Origin of the sequence: Methylocella sp. CPCC 101449, from assembly GCF_031921685.1 — a bacterium.
Taxonomy (GTDB): Bacteria; Pseudomonadota; Alphaproteobacteria; order Rhizobiales; family Beijerinckiaceae; genus Terripilifer.
In genome coordinates this window covers 150,613-167,560 of the sequence record NZ_JAPDHU010000003.1, presented here as the reverse complement: position 1 = coordinate 167,560, position 16,948 = coordinate 150,613, and the positions used below count along the sequence as shown (strand labels likewise).

Sequence of the window (16,948 nt, the reverse complement as noted above, 5' to 3'; positions counted from 1 at the left end):
CCGAACTCTGTCGCTTGGTTCTGCTATTTGGCGGCCAGATAGCTCGCATCGTAATAGCGCGAGAGATCGAACGGCTTTGACGAAGCCGGATTGGCGCCGATGGCCTGATCGATCTTGATAATGTTCTCGAGGCTTGCCGCGGAGACTTCGAGATTGCGTCCGATGGCCTTCTGCTGATCGACGATGAAGGCATAGGATTCAGCGCAAATGTCGGCTGGAACATTGGTGAAGCTGGCGAGAATGTCGATCGCCTTCTGCTTGTTGGCCGGATCATAGATCCACACCGCCGCCTTCTGCAGCGCCTTGGTCAATCCGACGGCGGCGTCGCGGTTTTTCTCGGCCCAGGGGCGATTGACGATCAGCGGCGTCTGTACGTAGGGCTCTTTATAGACATCGAGAATGGGCATCTTCTCGCGTTCGGCCATCGTATCGAACGGCGCGATGAGCAAAGCGCCTTTCACCTGACCGTTGCCAAGCGCCACGACGCGGTCCTTGGAGTTGGTCAGCGCGACCATTTTGACACTGCGCGGATCAACGCCAGCCCGTTGCAGCTGGAAGCGCAGCATATTGGCGGTGCCGCCTTCGACAGCGCCGGCCGTCACTGTCGAGCCGCCAAGCTCCTTGATCGTCGAGACGCCTGTGCCGCCGACGAGACGCAGAACGGTCTTTTCGAGAATGGCGCCGGTCATGATCACCGGAGCGCCTTGGTCGATGGCGCGAATGACGACATCGCCAAGCGACATGCCGGCTTCGACACTGCCCGACGATACGGCTTGCAGAAGGGTGGGGCTCGATCCGGCGATCAGTTCCTTCACCGCGATCTTACGCTCCGCGTAAAATCCTTGGTCCTTGGCGATGGCGTGCAGCCAGAGCAGGGCGCTCGGGGCTAACATGGCGACGCGGATTTCGGTGGTTTGCGCCTGAGCGCGCAGAGGGGCTGCCAAAGGGGCTGCGCTGAGAGCTGCCGTCAGCAGCAGCCAAGAGAAACGCCGGAAAATCGTGCTCATACCCGCACTCTCCTCACTCGGTCTGAGACCTGTTTTCGTCTTGCGAGGGGCCGGCAGGCATCGCGCCCGTCCGGTCTCGTGATCGCGACTATCGCAACGAACGAGAAGGTGTGCAACAAAATTCTCATATATCAGGAATTTTTATTTTTCCTGTTATGTGCTAATCAATCGGGCAGTTCTGCTTCCTTTTTGTTCTACGCGCTTTTGAAATGACCCCAGCCAATCGTGTCCTCGCCATTTTGCAGCTCTTCGAAAACGGCCAGTCCGTTTGGACGGTGGAGGAAATTGCCCGTGAGCTCGGTGCCTCGACGAGCACCACCTATCGGCACGTGCGCGAACTGGTGCAGTCGGGTTTTCTCGATCCGGTTGCGGGCGCGGGCTATGCGTTGGGGCCGGCGTTCATTCGCTACGATCGAATCCTTCGGCAAAACGACGAGTTGATCCGCATCGCCGCGCCGATCATGGAAAAGCTGCTGGCGCAAACCAGCCAGAAGGCGATGGTCATCTTGTGCCGTCGCTTCAAGGATTGCGTCATGTGCGTGTTCGAAGTGCATGGCAGCGAGCCGCATCTGACGACGAGTTACGAGCGCGGCGTGGCGATGCCGATGTTCTTGGGCGCGACGTCAAAGGTGATCCTGGCCAATCTGCCCGATCGCACGCTGAAGGCGATCTATCTCAGCAACGAGCAGACGATTCATCGTTTGCTGCATGTCGAGGGCTGGCCGCAGTTCAAGGAGCAGATTCGCGGGATCAAACGCGCGGGCTATGCGATGACCGATTCGGAAGTAGCGCCTGGGCGTATTGGTCTCGCCGCGCCGATTGCGCGCGATCAGCAGGTGGTCGCGGGCATCAGCCTCGTCGCCGTTCCCAATACGACGGAGCGCCAGCGACTGACGGAATATAGGGATCATGTGATCGAAGCCGCCCGTCTGATCTCGGCCGAGCTCTCGCAGGCGAGCATCGTGCCGCGTTAGGCCATCGGCGCTGGCGTTTCATTGTGTGATGGGCGTGCCCAAGCGCAGGGCTTGTGCTACAAAAACATAACAGAACCGCCTGCAACGAGACGCCCATGAACGTGTCCAGCCGCCCACCGGTCGCGCCCTATCTCACAGTATCTCCGGCAGCGGCGGCGATTGCTTTTTATGTGCAGGTGTTCGGGGCGACGCAAAAGGCCTTCATGCCGGCGCTGGATGGCCTGCGAATCATGCACTGCGAACTGTCGATCAACGGTGGTTCGGTGATGGTCGCCGATGCCTTTCCGGAATTCGGCAAAGCGCGCACGCCCATTCCGGGTGAGCCCGCGACCATGTCGGTCAGCCTTGAATTCGCGACCGGGCAGGAGGTCGATGCGACCGTGGAGCGGGCGGCGAAGTTCGGCGCCACCACGGAGGCGGGGCCGATGAACACGTTCTGGGGGACGCGCCTGGCTGTGGTGCGCGATCCGTTCGGCCATCGCTGGGTTTTGAACGGTCCAACCGTCTAAACCGCCGTCCGAAAAGAAAAAGCGCGGCCGGAGCCACGCTTTGAATTCTGGACCAGATGGACCGGCTTACTTGCTGGCGGCTTTCGCGGCCGGCTTAGCAGTCTTGGCCTTTTGCGTGTTGTCGATACGCTCGGCGATACGGGCCGACTTACCGCGACGATCACGCAGGTAGTAGAGCTTGGCGCGACGCACCTTGCCGCGGCGCACCACGGTCAGCGAATCGATGATCGGCGAGTAGAGCGGGAACACGCGCTCGACGCCTTCGCCGTAGGAAATCTTGCGGACGGTGAAGTTCTCGTTGATGCCGGCGCCAGCGCGGGCAATGCAAACACCTTCATAGGCCTGAACGCGGCTGCGCTCGCCTTCCTTCACCTTGACGTTCACTACAACGGTGTCGCCCGGCTGGAAATCGGGAATCTTGCGAATTTCGCTCAGACGCTGCATCTGCTCGGCGTCGAGCTGCTCGATGATATTCATGACTAACTCCTACCGTTTCGCGTTGGCCAAGCTTGACCTTAAGCGAGCGTTTCGGGACGCTGTTCTAGTTGGATGCGCGCAGATACACTGGCCGGACGGGTTTGTCCACCCGTCCGGAGCCGCGAAAACCGCCGTTTGCGGCGAAATCAGGCCATATACTGGCCGCCGTTGGCCGTGAGCGTCGAGCCGGTGATGAAACCGGACTGGTCGGAGGCCAGGAACACCACGCAACGGGCGATTTCCTCAGGCTCGCCCAAGCGGCCGGTCGGAATATGCGGCAGAATCGACTTTTCGATGATGGCCGGGTCGATCTTGCGGACCATTTCGGTGCCGATATAGCCCGGGCAGATCGCATTGACCGTGATGCCGGCCCGGGCGCCTTCCTGGGCCAGCGCTTTGACGAAGCCGAGTTCGCCGGCCTTGGCCGCCGAGTAATTGGCCTGGCCGGCCTGGCCTTTCTGACCATTAATCGAGGAAATGCAGATGACGCGGCCGAATTTCCGGTTGCGCATGCCCTCCCAGGTCGGCCGGGTCATGTTGAAGAGCGAATTGAGGTTGGTGTTGATGACCTCGCTCCACTGCTGCGGGGTCATCTTGTGGAAGAAGCCGTCACGGGTGATGCCGGCATTATTGACCAGGACGTCGATGGGGCCGAGGTCCTTCTCGATCTCGGCGAGACCGGCGGCGCAGGCGTCGTAGCTCGACACGTCCCACTTGTAGACCGGGATGCCGGTCTCGGCTTTGAACTTTGCCGCAGCCTCATCATTCCCTGCGTAATTGGCGGCCACTGTATAGCCGGCGGCTTTCAACGCTTTTGAAATCGCCTCACCAATTCCGCGCGTCCCTCCCGTAACCACTGCGACCCGAGCCATAATGCCCCCTCCTCGTTTCTTAAATTGGAGCTGCAATATTCTCTCCGGCGGCGGTTGCCGCCGGAGGCCTTCGTCAAAACGACGTTAGCGTTCCACGCACATAGCAACACCCATGCCGCCGCCGATGCACAGCGTGGCCAGGCCCTTGGAAACGCCGCGGCGCTGCATTTCGTAGAGCAGCGTGGTGAAGACGCGGGCGCCCGATGCGCCGATCGGATGGCCGATGGCAATGGCGCCACCGTTGACGTTCACGATCGAGGGATCCCAGCCCATATCCTTGTTGACGGCGAGGGCTTGCGCGGCAAAGGCTTCGTTCGCTTCCACCAGCTCGACGTCCTTCACCTTCCAATTGGCCTTGGCGAGTGCGGCGCGAGAGGCTGGGATCGGACCCGAGCCCATGATGGCAGGATCGACGCCAGCGGTAGCCCAGGAAACGATCCGGGCCATCGGGGTGAGACCGCGCTTCTTGGCTTCGTCGGCGGTCATCAGCACCACGGCGGCGGCGCCGTCATTGATGCCCGAGGCATTGCCGGCGGTCACCGAGCCGTCCTTGGTGAAAGCGGGCTTCAACTTCTGCAGGGAGTCGAGGGTGGCGCCGTGACGAATGTACTCGTCCTGGTCGACCACGATGTCGCCCTTGCGGGTTTTCACGGTGAAGGGGACGATCTCGTCCTTGAAGCGGCCGGCCTTCTGGGCGGCTTCCGCCTTGTTCTGCGAGCCGAGCGCGAACTTGTCCTGTTCGTTGCGGCTGATCTGCCATTTGGCGGCAACGTTCTCGGCGGTGATGCCCATGTGGTAGCCGTGGAAGGCGTCGATCAGGCCGTCCTTCAGCATCGTGTCGAGCATTTTCATATCGCCCATTTTGGTGCCGGCGCGCATGTGCGCGGCGTGCGGCGCCATCGACATGGATTCCATGCCGCCGGCCACAATCACCTTGGCGTCGCCATTGGCGATCTGCTGCAAGCCGATCGCGACGGCACGCAGGCCGGAGCCGCAGAGCTGGTTGAGGCCCCAAGCGGTCTTTTCCTGCGGAACACCGGCTTGCATGGCAGCCTGGCGGGCCGGGTTCTGGCCTTCGCCGGCGGACAAAATCTGCCCCATGATGACTTCGTCAACATCGGCCGCCGCCACATTGGCGCGGGCCAGGGCTGCGGTGATGACGGTCGCCCCCAATTCGTGAGCCGGTGTATTGGCAAAAGCCCCATTGAAGGAGCCGACCGCCGTGCGGGCTGCTCCTACGACAACGATGTCACTGGACATATTGAACTTCCTTTCCAGACGGCGGCACCGGCTCAGGACGATGGCCGCGTGATTGATGCTGCTCGGCCCTTATCATCAGAGGCGAGCGGGCAAGGTCAATAGGCCAAACGCCCAGCGGCGCGGTATTCAGATGGCATGCAGCGGCCCGGTTTTCTACCGCTCTGCGCAATTCTGTTTACGCGGCGCAAAAAACGCTTATCCTCCCAGTGTCATGCCGGGTCGACATGACGATTGGGCAACGATCGGGCTGAGGTGAAATGACCGACGAGAAGCAGCCAATAAAGATCAAGAAATACGCCAATAGACGCCTCTATAATACGGGCACGAGCACCTATGTGACGTTGGAAGACCTCGCTAAAATGGTGAAGGAAGGCGAGGATTTCGCGGTCTATGACGCCAAGACCGGGGAGGACATTACCCGGCCAGTTCTGACGCAGATCATTTTCGAGCAGGAGGGCAAGGACGGACAAAATCTGTTGCCGACGACTTTCCTGCGGCAATTGATCCGCTTCTATGGCGACAGCATGCAATTGCTGGTGCCACGCTATCTCGAATTTTCGTTCGGCCGTTTCGTCGAAGACCAGCAGAAGATGCGCGATGCCTTCCGCGGTTCGATGGGCGCCGGTCAGGGGGGGCAGATTTTCGAGGCGATGGAGGAACAGACACGCAAGAACCTGGCGATGTTCTCGCAGGCGCTCACCATGTTCAATCCATTCGGCCTCAATCCGGCGGCTTCCGCTGGAACAAGTGCCACGCCCAAGGCACCAGAGGCGCCGGCTACGGCCGCGCCCGAGGGCGAAAAGAGTCAGTCCGACCTCGATGCGTTGAAGAAGCAAATCGAGGAAATGCAGAAGCGGCTCGAAGCGATCGACAAGCGATAGCTAATCTCCCGACTAGGTCGGCTGCGGTTTACGCAGCCGACATCTGGGAAGCCGTGCCGACGTCGTCTGCGGGCGGTAGTTCCTGAGCGGAACCGAAATAGTCACCCTGGAAATAGTCGACATGCCATTCGCCGAGGAGATCGGCGGTGTCCTTGTCCTCGACCCATTCGGCGACGACGGGAATCGAGAGATGACGCGCCAGGTCGATCAAGGTGCGCACGAAGAAGCGATCGTCGGCGGATCGGGTGAGATTCTGAATGAAGGCGCCATCGATCTTCAGCATGTCGATGTCGAGACGGCGCAGGTTGCGGAAGGACGTATGGCCCGCGCCGAAATCGTCCATCGCCACTTTCACGCCGAGTGCCTTGATCCCGCTGATGACATGAGCGGTCGCTTCGATATCCTCGATCGCGCAGGTTTCGGTGAATTCGATGACGAGCCGCTCGGCGCAGCCCGGATGCAAGCGCAGCAGCGCGGCGACATCGTCGACCCACCGCACGCCATGCACCGTCTTGCCGGACATATTGACCGAGACATGCAGGGACGGATCGGCGCTCATACGGGCCAGCGCCAATTCGAGGACACGCCGGTCGAGCATCTGCACGAGCTCGGTCTTTTCGGCGACCGGGAAGATGTTGGCCGGTGAGAGCACTTCGCCGCCTTCGAGGCGCAGCCGCAGCAAGGCTTCGTAGAGCGCGGGTTCGCCGGTGGAGCGCGCGATGATCGGCTGCATGGCGATGGAAATCCGGCGATCGTTGAGCGCTTCGATGATCGTATCGGCCATGAATTGAGTGCGGCGTCGCTGGTCGCTTTGCGCCAGGCTCGGCTCATATTTGACGAAACGTTCAGCGGCGCGGCTCTTGGAGAGGATCAGCGCCTCTTCCGCGTTCTGGAAAACCGCTTGCGCATTGCGTGCGTCAACCGGAGCGACGACACCACCCATGCGGATCTTGCAGGGAAGCGGGCCAGCGGTCGTATTCAACGAGCTTTCTGCGATAATTCGCTCGATGCGTTCGGCAGCGGCGATCAACTTGGCGTGGTCGCAGCATTCCAGCACCATGGCGAAGCGATTGCCGGCATAGCGCACCACCGTGTCGGTGATGCGCATCTGGCCGCGCAGCCGCTGGCCGAGGCTCGCCAGCAATTCGTCGCCTACGTCAAAGCCGTAACGCTGGTTGAGCGCCGGCAAGTCGTCGATCGCCAGCAGCAGGAAGGCGAAGGTCGATTGGCGGCGCCGGGCATTTTCGATTTGTCGGGTAATCTGATCGGCGAGGCGGGTGCGTGAGAGGGCACTGGTCTGCGCATCGAAGCGATTGCCGTGTCCAACCGGATGGGCGAGCCCAAGTGCCGTGAGATTGCGGATGACGCCGTGGACGAGCCCCGGGCGGCCGGATTGGTCGGCGAACCAACGGCCGGTGTCATCGACCCAGATCGTCGGGGCGCGCTCACCCGAGAGCGGGACGATACGCAGGCCATATTGAATGCTGAAGGTCACCCCCGCGCCGGTGTCGCTCTCGGTGCCGTGCATCACCGAATCAAAGCGCGAGGTCGGCGAATCCATCGACAGCAGTTCGTGAAAGGCAGCGCCGGAGCCAATGCTTTTGGGGATGATGCCGAGAACCTGCTCGGCATTCGGACCCCAGGTGATCTGATCGCTGGCGATGTCCCAAGTGTAGACCACTGCGCCAATGGAATTCAGGATATCGACCGGATTGGGGGCAAAAGCATTGATTTGATTGTCGATCTGACGAGAAGGGCTGGCTGGCCGGTCGTTCACAGGGCACCGCGCAATACAGGGGTCGAGCGGACTCATAACTCCGCATGATTCGTTATGGCTTAAAATCCGTTAAGGAGTGGTGTAACTCCCACTAGAATCAAAGGAACTAGGTTAGGGCCTCCAGCTGGGAGGGGCCAGTTCAAAACCGGCAAAGCTGAAGCCTGGCGCTACCGTGCAGCCAACCAATGTCCAAGGCCCGAGACTTTCCGCAGCCTGCCAAGCGTGCGCCGGAACCACCCCTTGAGGCCGTTCGCCCACGAGCAGATTGGCGCCGAGCCGGATGGTCTCGATCGGTGTGCCGGCCGTGGCGATTTCCAGCTTAAGAGGAGCGCCGGCATACCAGTGCCAGATTTCGACGGCGTCGACCCGGTGCCAGGCGGAGCGTTCGCCGGCGGCGAGCAGAAAATAGATCAGCGTCGAATGGGCGCGTCCGGCGGCATCGGTCGCCGGATCGCGGTAGGTTTCGCGAAAATGGCCGCCCTCTGGATGCCGCTGCAGATCGAGGAGGCGGATGATTTCATCCGCTGTCATCTCCGCGGGAGCGTGAGCGGCCATCTGTGCGACTCAGAATTTGTTCTTGCGTTCACGCAGTTCGGTGAACACGGCGGCAGGCTCGGCGCCGACCATGTCGAGTTGCTTGCGAATCGCCGGATCGTCGGCGCGCAGGAACGGATTGGTGCTGAGCTCGACCGACAGCAGCGAGGGCAGCGTCGCCTGCTGCTTGTCGCGCAAAGCGGCGATCTCCTTCATGCGCTCTTGCAGCGCTTTATTATCGGGATCGACCGCAAGCGCGAATTTGCCGTTCGACAACGTATATTCGTGGCCGCAATAGAGCCTGGTATCGCCCGGCAGCGCGGCCAGTTTCATGACGGATTGATACAACACCGCGCCAGGCGCTTCGAAGGCACGGCCGCAGCCAAGCGCGAACAGTGTGTCGCCGGCAAAGAGCATTTTGTCGGTGTGGAAGAAATAGACGATGTGTCCGCGCGTGTGGCCTGGCGTTTCGAAGACCTGCGCTTCGAGATTGCCCACTTTCACCTTATCGCCTTCGCCCACGTAGATATCGGCGCCTGGGACGCGGTCACGGTCGGGCGCGGGACCGACGACACGCACCTTTGGGAATTTTTCGCGTAGCGCCGCGATGCCGCCGATGTGATCGTCATGATGGTGGGTGACGAGAATGTCGGTGAGCGTCCAGCCCTTTTCCGCCAAGGCGGCGAGAATCGGCGCCGCTTCCGGCGCGTCGATCGAAGCGGTCGCGCCGGTGGCGGGATCGTGAATGAGGACGCCGAAATTGTCCTGAAGACACATAAACTGATGAACTTGCGCAGCCATGCGAATACCCTCTCGTTTCGAGCGGGGACGCTATAGCGTTTCGGCGTTTGATGGAATCACCAAACGCGATGAGCGCATCAAAATCAGAAATTCTGGGCAAAACCGTCTTTGCTTGCGTCAAAGGTGCAGCGGAACTGAACGCAAAACGTGACCTAAATCCGCAATCATCCGTTGAATCTGACAGGGCAGCGGTGGCACACTGGGTACATGTCGCTCGATGCTGTCGATCTCCGCAGTTTTTACGCCTCGCCGCTGGGAAACGTCGCGACGCGTTTCATCCGGCAGTTCGTGCGGGTTCGTTGGGAAACCTGCACGGGCCATGCGGTGCTCGGCATCGGCTATGCGACACCTTATCTCGATGTCTTCTTGAACGAGGCGGTGCGCGTGCTGGCATTCATGCCCGCCGAACAGGGTGTGATTCACTGGCCGGGGCAGGGCGTGTCTTCGGCGGCGCTCGTTGACGTCACCATGCTGCCGCTGCCCGATGCGAGCATCGATCGGGTATTGGTCGTGCATGCGCTGGAGACGAGCGATCAACCCTACGATCTCCTCAACGAGGTGTGGCGCGTGCTCACGCCCGGCGGACGTATGATCGCCGTCGTGCCCAATCGCAGCGGCATGTGGGCGCGCGTCGACTCAACGCCGTTCGGCTACGGCGAGCCCTATTCGCGCAGCCAGTTGCGCGAGCTTTTGAAGGAAGCGCAGTTCTCGCCGATCAATTGGTCGGAAGCTTTGTATGTACCGCCTTTCGCGCGGCCCTATCTTCTGCGTTCGGCCTTGGCGTTCGAGAAAGTCGGCGGCAAGCTCGCTCTGCCGGGTGCGGGCGTGCATCTCGTCGAAGCGACGAAGCAGCTTTACAGCCCGGTGGTCGTGCGGCGCGGCTTGCGGCGCAGAGCGCCGCAATTGCAGCCGGCTTTGGCACCGGCGCGCGCGAGCGTCGATTAACGCCGCAACATCGCCGGATAGGGCAAGCCGAAGCAATTGGCGAGAAACAGCGCGCCGAGCAGAATGCCTTGCGGATCGATATTGTGTTCGAGGCCGACGCTGAGGTGCCACTGGCTGGGAATGCCTGCTTCGCCGAGCGCATTGGTGCTCAGGAACAGCGATTGCACCGGCACGACGCCATCGGCGCTACCATGCAGCAGGAAGATCGGCGGCGCCGTGGCGGCGGTGTGCGTGACTGTTTCCTTGAGATGTTCGGGACCGATCAGCAATCCGGAATAGCTGATGATGCCGGCCGGCCGTTGTTTGCGACGCAGGCCCGTATGCAAGGCCATCATCGCGCCTTGGCTGAAGCCGACGAGCGCAACGTCCTTATCGGCGAGACCATATTTCGCCATCTCCGCATCGACGAAGGCATCGATGATGGGCTGTGCGGTGCAGGCGCCGTTCCAGCGTTCGTGTGGATTGCGGTCGGTGAGATTGAACCATTGCCGGCCCATCGGCATCTGCTGACAAGCTTCGTGGGCGTTGGGCGCGACGCAGACCGCATCGGGAAAAATCTTCTGCCATTCGGCGCCAATGGTGATGAGGTCATTGCCGTCGGCGCCATAACCGTGAAGGATGACGATCAATTGTTTGGTCTTGCCCGACGGCGCCTCGCGCCGCGGACCGTCGATCACCGGTTGCGCCATAATCTGTCTCCTGATGTTGGCGGTGTCTTACGCGCCCGAAGGGTCGTGGCGCAAGATCAGGATTTGAGGACGCTGGCGGGGTCGACCGCACGCTGTTTGATGCTGGCGTAATAGGCCCAGAGCAGGCGCGCTGCGATGCCGCGCCAGGGCCGCCAGCGCTGGCCGAGGCGGGCCAGTTTCTTCTGATCCGGACGCTTCTTCAGGCCCAGCGCCAGTTTCGCCGCCTCCTGCAAGGCCAGGTCGCCGACCGGCAGAATGTCCGGGTGCCCGAGGCAAAACAGCAGATAGATGTCGGCGGTCCAGGGGCCGATGCCTTTCAGCGTGACGAGGCGGGCATGCGCCTCTTCGGCGGGGAGGTGCGCGAGATCGGCGAGATCTATGGCGCCGCTGGCAACCGCTTCGCAGACCGCGCGCATGGTCCGCATTTTCGGACCGGAGAGGCCGCAGCCGCGCAAATCATCGTCCCTGGCGCTGGCGATTTCGCTTGCGTCGAACGTTTCGAAGCGGGCGCGGAAGCGCGCCAGGATGGCGCGGGCGCTGGCGGTGGAAACCTGTTGCGAAATGACGATGCTGAGCAGGCCTTCGAGGCCAGGTTCGCGCTTGCGCAGCGGCGGATGGCCAGCGGCCGCAAGCATATGGCCAATAATCTTGGGATCGATGAGCTTGAGTTGCTCCAGGCCTGTCACCAGGGCGTCTTCGGAGCGGATCAGCAGCGGCGGCTCGACGGGCGCGGCGTGGGCCTTGGCGGGAGGTTTGGCACTGGGCTTGGCACGCGCTTTTCGCGTTCCGCTTTTGGGGGCCTGCAACCTGGACATCTGGTCTTGAAAGCCGCTCTTGAGTCCGCTGCCGGCACGGCGCATCCTGCCAGCGAACGGAATGATCCGCATAACGATACGACAATGCAACACAAGACTCGGCAAAACGAGACTGCACCGGCGCGACAAGATCTGTCAGGAGCGACGCAAAGCCCCGTTTCCGATACGCGTCCGGTGTTGCGCTTCGCCCCATCGCCGAATGGCTATCTCCATCTCGGGCATGCCTATTCTGCGCTGCTCAATCATCGCCTGGCGCAAGAGATGGGCGGGCGATTTCTGCTGCGCATCGAGGATATCGACACGCAGCGTGCGCGGCCGGAGTATGAAGCGGCGGTTTATGAAGATCTCGCCTGGCTCGGTCTATCCTGGGAAGAGCCGGTCATGCGGCAATCGGAGCGGTTCGCCGTTTATGAGCTGGCGCTGGAGCGTCTGGCGGCGCGCGGATTGATCTATCCCTGTTATTGCACGCGCGGTGAGATCGCCGAGAGGGTGGCACAACGGCCGGGTTGGCCTTGCGATCCCGATGGCCAGCCGCTTTATCCGGGCACGTGCCGCAATCTTTCTGCCGAGGATCAGGCGCAATGGCGTGCTCTCGGCCGCTATGCGGCGCGGCGGATCGACATGGCCTTCGCCAACACCTGTATCGACGGGCAAATTGGCTGGCGCGAATTTTACGACGGTGCTGAGAGCCGCGAGCTTTACGCCGAGTCCGGTCTATGGGGCGATGCGATCGTCGGCCGCAAGGACGTGCCGACCAGCTATCATCTGGCCGTCGTCATCGACGACGCGGCGCAAGGCGTCACCGACATCGTGCGCGGGCAGGATCTGTTTAACGCCACCAGTCTGCATCGCCTGTTGCAGGTGCTGCTCGATCTGCCCGAACCGCATTATCATCATCACCGGCTGCTGACCGATGACGACGGGCGCAAACTGTCGAAGAGCATCAAGTCGATGTCGTTGCGCCAACTGCGCGCCGAAGGTGTGACACCAAGCGATATCAAGCGCCAGCTGGGGCTGCTCTAGTTGGTCCGCTGCGCCACGCGGGTGGCATTTGGCGCCTTGGCCATCAGGTCGTCGATGCGCTCGCGTTCGCGACGGAAGTCGGAGATCTGGCGACCTGTCAGTTCGCGCGTCCGCGCCAGGCGGATACGCAACGGATCGACGAAACTGCCGTTGACGATAACTTCATAGTGCAGGTGCGGACCGGTGGAGAGGCCGGTCGAACCGAGGAAGCCGACCACCTGGCCTTGGCGCACACGCACGCCTTCGGTGATGCCGCGGGCGAAGCCCGTCATATGGTTGTAGGTGGTGATGTAACCGTTGGCGTGCTGAATCTCGACGCGATTGCCATAGCCCGATTCGCGTGCCGCCTTGATGACGGTGCCGTTGCCCGCGGCGACGATGGGCGTGCCGACGGGCGCGGCCCAGTCGACACCCGTATGCATACGCGAATAGCCCATGATCGGATGGCGGCGCATGCCGAAGCCTGAACGCTGTTCGCCGATGGCGATCGGTTTGCGGATCAGGAAACGTCGGGTGGAGCGGCCGTTGCCATCGAAGAAGTCGATGGAATTATCGTCGGGAGAAACGTAGCGATAATATTTGAACGTCTCGCTGCGCGCCGTGATCGAGGCATAGAGAAGATCGTAACGGCCTTCGCCTTCTTCGCTCTCTTCATAGAAGGCTTCAAAGGAATCGCCGGCGCTGGTGGCACGTTGAAAATCGACGTCATTGGCGAAAATGCGCACGAGGTCGTCGATCACCGGGCGTGGAATTTCCTGTTTCAGCGCCGTTTCGAAGAAGGAGTTGTAGAGGCGCATGCCGCCGGAATCTTCTTCTTCGTCATCGTCGTCGGCCGGTTTGCGGATCGGTTTCGAGGGCGTGAGGAAAGCCTGTGCCACCTGCACATATTCGCCATTGTCGGCGAGCGCGGCGGTGCTTTCGAGATTCTCGTCCGTATAGACGGAAATGCGGCACACCTTGCTGGTCTGCCCATTGCCGTCGGTGTCGCACAGCAAGACGCGGACCTTCTGGCCTTCATTGACCGGGCCGCCACCGCGACGAGAACCGAGCGCTGCGGCGATCTTGCGAATCTGATCCTTGGTCGCGGTATCTTTCAACACGTCGTCGAGGGTTTCGCCGCGCCGTACGACGATCAATTGTTCGTCGCTGTCGCGGTTTGCCTCGCTCTTGGGGATCACGGAGACGTTCTCGGCCACCATCTTCACGGCGATGGAGGAGAAGGGTGCGGTGATCGGCGAGTCCGCCGGATTGGCGTAGGATAAGGCGCCTGGATTGAAATTGGCGCGGCTGGTGCGCATCAGCAGCATCTGCGAGGGCAGGGCCAGGGGCGCTTGCGCGCCGCTGCGCAGGGCTGATTTCACGGTTTCGGCGACCTGCGCTTCCACTTCCGGGCGCGACAGACCGAAATTGTCTTCGGGGATCGGGCCGACATCCTCGCTGGTGAAGCTGACGTCGGCATCGTCACGAGAGTGATCGAGCTCGACTTGCAGGTTCTCGTTCTGCGACGGTGCGCCGGCGAGAAGCCGCAGCGGATTGAATTGCGGAACGTCGTCGGCGAGGCCCGTGCTGGTCAGCGTCATCGTCGTCGCGACACGGGTGAAGTTGCGGGTTCTGACGATCTCTCGATCGCCGACGCGAATGGTGGTGGGCGTGCGAAACGTCTGCCGTGCCGCGATCAGATCAACGGGGCGCACGAGACGATCTCCGCGCCGCGCCGTGTCCGTATCGCGTTCGGGCGAGCGGGGCATCATCACCGCCAGTTGCGGTTCTTCAGCCAGATTGGTGGTTTGATCGAGGGCGGCGAAGACGGCTGAGCCAATCAACAATCCGCCGGCCACACCGGTGAGCGCCGTGCCTGACAGCCAGCGCAGAGAGACGCGGCGATGGTCCTGATCGGAATGGCGACGGCCGTCGATCTCGATCGGCGGGTCGACGCCGAGGTCGACGGAATTGCTGGAACGCCGTTCGTCGAGACGCCGATCATGGCTGCCTTGCGCGCTCGCTTGGGAGTTCCCGTGGGGGTTCCCCTGGGCGCTCCATTGCGCATCGGTGGCGGATGTCGGCGAACCTGGCACTCGTCAAATCCTGGTTTTCTGGCGTTCGACTGTGACGGCGCCGTTGATCGATCTCGATTCGAAAAAGTCGGGTCGAATCATGGCTTCTGGCGCGAAAAGCGTCAATGCAAACCACGTGATAACCGTGGTTGGATTGCCTGCTTTGAAGGTTGATGACCCTTCCGCCTGACCGTCCCCGGCTGCGATCGGCCCCTCTCGGAGCGATGGCCCGGGCACGAAGCCCCCTGTTCATGGCACAATTGGGGCGACTCCGCCGATCATCTGTGCGGGGATGTCAGGAAAATTTTCGCAAGGGTGAGAGGAAAATTTTCCGGCCCCGTCCTGGATTGAGTTCCCAAAACGGCCCTGTGAATATCTCTGAAGCCTATTATTTTCCGTCGGTTAGCACAAAAGGTGAAACTTCGTTGAAAATCGATGTTGACAGTAGGGGCGGCGTCCTCCATAAGCAGCACACCGACGGCGACGCCGCTTCCAAGCGGCTGCCGGAACTCGGTTTCTTCGAGCTTCTCGAGGCGTACATCATCTGAATGGATCGGCCAGGTAGGTCGGGGCATTCAGGGCGATAGCGGTTCTTCTGCTATTAGGTGTAAGTCTTTGATGCGGTTGCTGTTTGACAATTGAATCGGAAGAAAGAGAGACGTGGACGGCGGATGTCCTTGCGGATGTTCCTGGCAACAGGAATGTCGATGAGACACTCTGACGGTCACGTTCTTCTAAGTACACCGTTCGCAGTCGTGAGACGCGGACAAGTGCTTGGAACTCGTCAAGTAATGTTGACAGTGACCAGTCGGGATAAAATCTCAATACAACTTGAGAGTTTGATCCTGGCTCAGAACGAACGCTGGCGGCAGGCCTAACACATGCAAGTCGAACGCTGTAGCAATACAGAGTGGCAGACGGGTGAGTAACACGTGGGAATATACCCTTTGGTTCGGAACAACTCAGGGAAACTTGAGCTAATACCGGATAAGCGCGAGAGCGGAAAGATTTATCGCCGAAGGATTAGCCCGCGTCTGATTAGCTAGTTGGTGAGGTAATGGCTCACCAAGGCGACGATCAGTAGCTGGTCTGAGAGGATGATCAGCCACATTGGGACTGAGACACGGCCCAAACTCCTACGGGAGGCAGCAGTGGGGAATATTGGACAATGGGCGCAAGCCTGATCCAGCCATGCCGCGTGAGTGATGACGGCCTTAGGGTTGTAAAGCTCTTTTACCTGGGAAGATAATGACGGTACCAGGAGAATAAGCCCCGGCTAACTTCGTGCCAGCAGCCGCGGTAATACGAAGGGGGCTAGCGTTGTTCGGAATCACTGGGCGTAAAGCGCACGTAGGCGGATCTTTAAGTCAGGGGTGAAATCCCAGAGCTCAACTCTGGAACTGCCTTTGATACTGGGGATCTTGAGTCCGGAAGAGGTAAGTGGAACTGCGAGTGTAGAGGTGAAATTCGTAGATATTCGCAAGAACACCAGTGGCGAAGGCGGCTTACTGGTCCGGAACTGACGCTGAGGTGCGAAAGCGTGGGGAGCAAACAGGATTAGATACCCTGGTAGTCCACGCCGTAAACGATGGATGCTAGCCGTTAGGCAGCTTGCTGCTTAGTGGCGCAGCTAACGCTTTAAGCATCCCGCCTGGGGAGTACGGTCGCAAGATTAAAACTCAAAGGAATTGACGGGGGCCCGCACAAGCGGTGGAGCATGTGGTTTAATTCGAAGCAACGCGCAGAACCTTACCAGCTTTTGACATGTCCTGGACGGATACCAGAGATGGTTTCTTCTCTTCGGAGCCGGGAACACAGGTGCTGCATGGCTGTCGTCAGCTCGTGTCGTGAGATGTTGGGTTAAGTCCCGCAACGAGCGCAACCCTCGCCCTTAGTTGCCATCATTAAGTTGGGCACTCTAGGGGGACTGCCGGTGATAAGCCGGAGGAAGGTGGGGATGACGTCAAGTCCTCATGGCCCTTACAGGCTGGGCTACACACGTGCTACAATGGCGGTGACAGTGGGATGCGAAGGCGCGAGCCCTGGCAAATCTCAAAAAGCCGTCTCAGTTCGGATTGCACTCTGCAACTCGAGTGCATGAAGGTGGAATCGCTAGTAATCGCAGATCAGAACGCTGCGGTGAATACGTTCCCGGGCCTTGTACACACCGCCCGTCACACCATGGGAGTTGGTTCTACCCGAAGGCGTTTTCTTAACCGCAAGGAGAGAGACGACCACGGTAGGGTCAGCGACTGGGGTGAAGTCGTAACAAGGTAGCCGTAGGGGAACCTGCGGCTGGATCACCTCCTTTCTAAGGATGTTTCCTCAAG

The 16,948-nt window shown here is 60.7% G+C and carries 16 protein-coding genes and 1 rRNA gene; 7 read left to right on the top strand and 10 right to left on the bottom strand.

The genetic code is table 11. The features are described 5' to 3' along the window. Nucleotides 1-23: 23 nt before the first annotated feature. Nucleotides 24-1,007, bottom strand: a complete 984-nt coding sequence (locus OIM99_RS20965) for an ABC transporter substrate-binding protein (RefSeq protein WP_311852428.1) — start codon at nucleotides 1,005-1,007, stop codon at nucleotides 24-26. A 209-nt stretch (nucleotides 1,008-1,216) separates the two neighbouring features. On the opposite strand from OIM99_RS20965, the gene OIM99_RS20960 reads away from it, so the two are divergent. Together OIM99_RS20960 and OIM99_RS20955 are read left to right on the top strand one after the other, a co-directional pair. Next, nucleotides 1,217-1,981 carry an IclR family transcriptional regulator gene (locus OIM99_RS20960; protein WP_311852427.1) on the top strand — a complete coding sequence of 255 codons (765 nt, stop codon included), beginning with the start codon at nucleotides 1,217-1,219 and terminating at the stop codon, nucleotides 1,979-1,981. 101 nt (nucleotides 1,982-2,082) lie between these two features. Next, nucleotides 2,083-2,490 (top strand): VOC family protein, encoded by a 408-nt coding sequence (locus OIM99_RS20955; RefSeq protein ID WP_311853146.1) that lies wholly within the window; start codon nucleotides 2,083-2,085, stop codon nucleotides 2,488-2,490. A gap of 66 nt (nucleotides 2,491-2,556) precedes the next feature. Here OIM99_RS20955 and rplS read toward each other — a convergent pair whose 3' ends face one another. From rplS to OIM99_RS20940, 3 genes are all read right to left on the bottom strand, one after another. Next, entirely contained in the window at nucleotides 2,557-2,967 is a 411-nt protein-coding gene (gene rplS, locus OIM99_RS20950) for a 50S ribosomal protein L19 (RefSeq protein WP_311852426.1), read from the bottom strand. 146 nt (nucleotides 2,968-3,113) lie between these two features. After that, nucleotides 3,114-3,839, bottom strand: a complete 726-nt coding sequence (gene phbB, locus OIM99_RS20945) for an acetoacetyl-CoA reductase (protein ID WP_311852425.1) — start codon at nucleotides 3,837-3,839, stop codon at nucleotides 3,114-3,116. Between the two features lie 84 nt (nucleotides 3,840-3,923). Further along, on the bottom strand, nucleotides 3,924-5,099 hold the full coding sequence (locus OIM99_RS20940) for an acetyl-CoA C-acetyltransferase (RefSeq protein WP_311852424.1): 1,176 nt from the start codon (nucleotides 5,097-5,099) through the stop codon (nucleotides 3,924-3,926). A 257-nt stretch (nucleotides 5,100-5,356) separates the two neighbouring features. On the opposite strand from OIM99_RS20940, the gene phaR reads away from it, so the two are divergent. Further along, complete coding sequence (gene phaR / locus OIM99_RS20935) at nucleotides 5,357-5,980, top strand: polyhydroxyalkanoate synthesis repressor PhaR (protein WP_311852423.1); 624 nt, start codon at nucleotides 5,357-5,359, stop codon at nucleotides 5,978-5,980. A 28-nt stretch (nucleotides 5,981-6,008) separates the two neighbouring features. On the opposite strand, the gene OIM99_RS20930 is transcribed toward phaR, so the two are convergent. The 3 genes from OIM99_RS20930 to gloB form a co-directional block, all read right to left on the bottom strand. Further along, on the bottom strand, nucleotides 6,009-7,757 hold the full coding sequence (locus tag OIM99_RS20930) for a GGDEF domain-containing phosphodiesterase (RefSeq protein ID WP_311852422.1): 1,749 nt from the start codon (nucleotides 7,755-7,757) through the stop codon (nucleotides 6,009-6,011). Between the two features lie 111 nt (nucleotides 7,758-7,868). Continuing rightward, nucleotides 7,869-8,312 carry a cupin domain-containing protein gene (locus tag OIM99_RS20925; RefSeq protein ID WP_311852421.1) on the bottom strand — a complete coding sequence of 148 codons (444 nt, stop codon included), beginning with the start codon at nucleotides 8,310-8,312 and terminating at the stop codon, nucleotides 7,869-7,871. A gap of 9 nt (nucleotides 8,313-8,321) precedes the next feature. After that, nucleotides 8,322-9,092, bottom strand: a complete 771-nt coding sequence (gene gloB / locus OIM99_RS20920; RefSeq protein ID WP_311852420.1) for a hydroxyacylglutathione hydrolase — start codon at nucleotides 9,090-9,092, stop codon at nucleotides 8,322-8,324. A 207-nt stretch (nucleotides 9,093-9,299) separates the two neighbouring features. Between gloB and OIM99_RS20915 the strand changes: the two genes are divergently transcribed. Next, entirely contained in the window at nucleotides 9,300-10,037 is a 738-nt protein-coding gene (locus tag OIM99_RS20915) for a methyltransferase domain-containing protein (protein ID WP_311852419.1), read from the top strand. On the opposite strand, the gene OIM99_RS20910 is transcribed toward OIM99_RS20915, so the two are convergent. Continuing rightward, a complete protein-coding gene (locus tag OIM99_RS20910; protein WP_311852418.1) occupies nucleotides 10,034-10,726 on the bottom strand; it encodes a dienelactone hydrolase family protein in 693 nt (230 codons plus the stop codon). The genes OIM99_RS20915 and OIM99_RS20910 overlap by 4 nt on opposite strands. Nucleotides 10,727-10,782: 56 nt before the next feature. Next, complete coding sequence (locus OIM99_RS20905) at nucleotides 10,783-11,541, bottom strand: DNA-3-methyladenine glycosylase (RefSeq protein WP_311852417.1); 759 nt, start codon at nucleotides 11,539-11,541, stop codon at nucleotides 10,783-10,785. An 84-nt stretch (nucleotides 11,542-11,625) separates the two neighbouring features. Here OIM99_RS20905 and gluQRS point away from each other — a divergent pair, with 84 nt between their 5' ends. Further along, a complete protein-coding gene (gluQRS, locus tag OIM99_RS20900) occupies nucleotides 11,626-12,564 on the top strand; it encodes a tRNA glutamyl-Q(34) synthetase GluQRS (protein WP_311852416.1) in 939 nt (312 codons plus the stop codon). Here gluQRS and OIM99_RS20895 read toward each other — a convergent pair. After that, nucleotides 12,561-14,639, bottom strand: coding sequence for a M23 family metallopeptidase (locus OIM99_RS20895; protein ID WP_311852415.1), 2,079 nt, complete (start codon nucleotides 14,637-14,639; stop codon nucleotides 12,561-12,563). The genes gluQRS and OIM99_RS20895 overlap by 4 nt on opposite strands. Nucleotides 14,640-15,043: 404 nt before the next feature. On the opposite strand from OIM99_RS20895, the gene OIM99_RS20890 reads away from it, so the two are divergent. Continuing rightward, entirely contained in the window at nucleotides 15,044-15,166 is a 123-nt protein-coding gene (locus OIM99_RS20890; protein ID WP_311852414.1) for a hypothetical protein, read from the top strand. Nucleotides 15,167-15,445: 279 nt separating this feature from the next. Then, nucleotides 15,446-16,929, top strand: a 16S ribosomal RNA gene (locus OIM99_RS20885). Nucleotides 16,930-16,948: the final 19 nt, after the last annotated feature.

Bases quoted from the DNA above. Each gene is read 5' to 3' on its own strand.
- OIM99_RS20940 (WP_311852424.1), bottom strand. From the start codon at position 5,099: ATGTCCAGTGACATCGTTGTCGTAGGAGCAGCCCGCACGGCGGTCGGC.
- phbB (WP_311852425.1), bottom strand. From the start codon at position 3,839: ATGGCTCGGGTCGCAGTGGTTACGGGAGGGACGCGCGGAATTGGTGAG.
- phaR (WP_311852423.1), top strand. From the start codon at position 5,357: ATGACCGACGAGAAGCAGCCAATAAAGATCAAGAAATACGCCAATAGA.
- gluQRS (WP_311852416.1), top strand. From the start codon at position 11,626: ATGCAACACAAGACTCGGCAAAACGAGACTGCACCGGCGCGACAAGAT.
- rplS (WP_311852426.1), bottom strand. From the start codon at position 2,967: ATGAATATCATCGAGCAGCTCGACGCCGAGCAGATGCAGCGTCTGAGC.
- OIM99_RS20915 (WP_311852419.1), top strand. From the start codon at position 9,300: ATGTCGCTCGATGCTGTCGATCTCCGCAGTTTTTACGCCTCGCCGCTG.
- OIM99_RS20905 (WP_311852417.1), bottom strand. From the start codon at position 11,541: ATGTCCAGGTTGCAGGCCCCCAAAAGCGGAACGCGAAAAGCGCGTGCC.
- OIM99_RS20960 (WP_311852427.1), top strand. From the start codon at position 1,217: ATGACCCCAGCCAATCGTGTCCTCGCCATTTTGCAGCTCTTCGAAAAC.
- OIM99_RS20910 (WP_311852418.1), bottom strand. From the start codon at position 10,726: ATGGCGCAACCGGTGATCGACGGTCCGCGGCGCGAGGCGCCGTCGGGC.
- OIM99_RS20925 (WP_311852421.1), bottom strand. From the start codon at position 8,312: ATGGCCGCTCACGCTCCCGCGGAGATGACAGCGGATGAAATCATCCGC.
- OIM99_RS20965 (WP_311852428.1), bottom strand. From the start codon at position 1,007: ATGAGCACGATTTTCCGGCGTTTCTCTTGGCTGCTGCTGACGGCAGCT.
- gloB (WP_311852420.1), bottom strand. From the start codon at position 9,092: ATGGCTGCGCAAGTTCATCAGTTTATGTGTCTTCAGGACAATTTCGGC.